This window comes from Streptomyces hygroscopicus subsp. hygroscopicus (assembly GCF_001553455.1).
Classification (GTDB): domain Bacteria; phylum Actinomycetota; class Actinomycetes; order Streptomycetales; family Streptomycetaceae; genus Streptomyces; species Streptomyces hygroscopicus.
This window is the reverse complement of the sequence record NZ_BBOX01000633.1, coordinates 1-2,430: the sequence shown is the minus strand read 5'-3', so window position 1 is coordinate 2,430 and position 2,430 is coordinate 1. Positions and strand designations below refer to the sequence as shown.

1 protein-coding gene is annotated in these 2,430 nt (G+C 74.5%); it reads left to right on the top strand.

Annotation, left to right across the window (positions count from 1 at the left end):
- Nucleotides 1-2,430 (top strand): type I polyketide synthase (locus AXW62_RS39505; RefSeq protein WP_159061119.1); only part of this gene is annotated, 2,430 nt, incomplete at both ends.

The following is a 2,430-nucleotide window of genomic DNA, read 5'->3' as shown; positions in this document are numbered from 1 at the left end:
CGGCGTTCCCGGCCGATCCCACTCCCCGTACTGTCGACCTGCCCACCTACGCCTTCCAACGTGAGCGCTACTGGGCCGCCACTACCGGCAGGGTCGGCGATGTGGCCGCAGCGGGGTTGCAGCGTGTGGAGCACCCGTTCTTGCGGGCGGCCGTGGGCCTCGCCGACGGCGGGCTCGTGCTCACCGGACGGGTGTCGGCGGTCGGCGGCGACGGCTGGCTGGGTGACCATGTGATCGCCGGTGTCTCGCTGGTGCCGGGTGCGGCAGTGGTGGAGTGGGCCTTACGCGCGGCCGATGAGGCGGGCTGTGGGGGCATCGAGGAACTGGCGCTACGGGTGCCGTTGGCGCTGCCGTCGTCCGGTGGACTGCGGGTGCAGATCGTGGTGGGTGAGCCCGCCGAGGACGGACGGCGCGAGGTGCGGGTGTACTCCCGGCCCGACCGCGACATCGAGCCCGGCGCGGAGCCGGACTGGGTGACCCATGCGGAGGGCGTCCTGAGCCCGCCGGCCACGCCGAGCGCGGTCGGGGAGGTGGCGGGGGGCTGGCCCCCCGAGGGCGCGGAGCCGGTGGACACGGAGGGCTTCTACGAGCGTGCCGCCGCGGCGGGCTATGCGTACGGTGCGTCGTTCCAGGGGCTGCGTGCGGTGTGGCGGGACCGCGCGGACCTCCTGGCCGAGGTGACGCTGCCCGAAGCAGCCGGGGACACGGACGGGTTCGGCATCCACCCGGCCCTGCTCGATGCCGCCCTGCATCCCATGCTGCTCGCCGCCGACGCCGAGTCGGCCGACGACGGGGGGATGGCACTGCCGTTCTCCTGGAACGGCGTGTCGTTGTGGGCCACGGAGGCGACCACGGTCCGGGTCCGGCTCTCTCCCCGTCAGCACGGCACCGACGGGGAGCGCCAGCTGAGCGTGGTCGTGGCCGATGCCATGGGCGCCCCGGTGCTCACGGTTGACTCCCTGACGATGCGCCCCGCCGACCCCGGTCGGCTCCGGGCCGGGGGAGGACGTGGCAACGACGGGCTGTTGACGCTGGAGTGGATCCCGATGCCCGCCGTACCGGACGACGCGGGCGCCTCCGCCGGCGAGGGCTGGGCCGTGCTGGGCCAGGACACCCTGCGCCTGGCCGAGGAACCCGGGCTCGGCGACGGGGGTGTGGTCTGCCATCCGGATCTCGAAGCGTTGACCGCCGCGCTCGACGACGGTGCGCCACCACCCGCGTTCGCCCTGACCTGCCTGCCCGGAGCCGGCAGCTCGGAGGAGGGCGGCGTGGCGACGGCGGCGGCCGAGGGCTTGACCTCTGTCCTCCGAGCACTGGAGCTGGTGCGGGGCTGGCTGGCCGAACCGCGGCTGGCGGATGCCCGGTTGGTGGTGATGACACGCGGTGCGGTGCCGATCGGCGGCCCTGACGCCGACGATCGCCGTGACGGGGAGGTGAACGTGGCCGCGGCGGGGCTGTGGGGCCTGCTGCGGAGCGCCCAGGCGGAGCACCCCGACCGGTTCGTCCTCCTCGACCTTGACCGGACCGCCGATCCGGCCGCGAGTGACGTGGCGGATGCCGTGGTCCGCGCCGTACGGGCGGACGAGCCGCAGGCGGCGCTGCGCGCCGGACACCTGGTGGTGCCCCGGCTGATGCGCGTACGTGATACCGGCCGTGCCGACGATGCGGATGCCGCGGGCCCGGCTCCTGGCGGTCTCGACCCCGACGGTACGGTGCTGATCACCGGGGGCACCGGGCTGCTGGGCGGCCTGGTGGCCGAGCATCTGGTGCGCGCCTGGCAGGTCACGCATCTGCTTCTGGTCAGCCGACGTGGCGCGGAGGCGCCCGGCGCACCGGAGCTGGCCGAGCGGCTGAACGGCCTGGGCGCACGGGTGCGGATCGCCGCGGTGGATGTCACGGACGCCGACGCGGTCGCCGACGCGGTGTCCGGGATCGACCCGGCGCATCCGCTGACCGGTGTCATTCATGCGGCGGGGCTGCTGGATGACGCGGTGGTCACCTCGCAGACCCAGGAGCAGGTGGCGCGGGTGTGGGCGGCGAAGGCCGCGGCTGCCGCCCATCTGCACAGCGCCACGGCGGATCTTCCGCTCCGTCTGTTCGTGATGTTCTCGTCGGCCGCCGGGGTCGTGGGCAACGCGGGGCAGGCCGGATACGCGGCGGCCAACGCGTTTGTCGACGCGTTGGCCGCCCATCGGCGGGCGCTGGGCCTGCCCGGTCTTTCGGTGGCCTGGGGGCTGTGGGCGCAGACCAGCGAGATGACCGGGCATATGGGCCGGGTGGACCTGACGCGACTGCGCGGAATGAGGCCGTTGTCGTCCGAGCGCGGGCTGGCCCTCCTGGACGCCGCGTCCCGGCACGCCCGCCCGCTGGTGGTGGCCGTGGACCTCGATCCCGCCGGGGCAGCGGGTGGGGATGTTCCGGCGGTGTTGC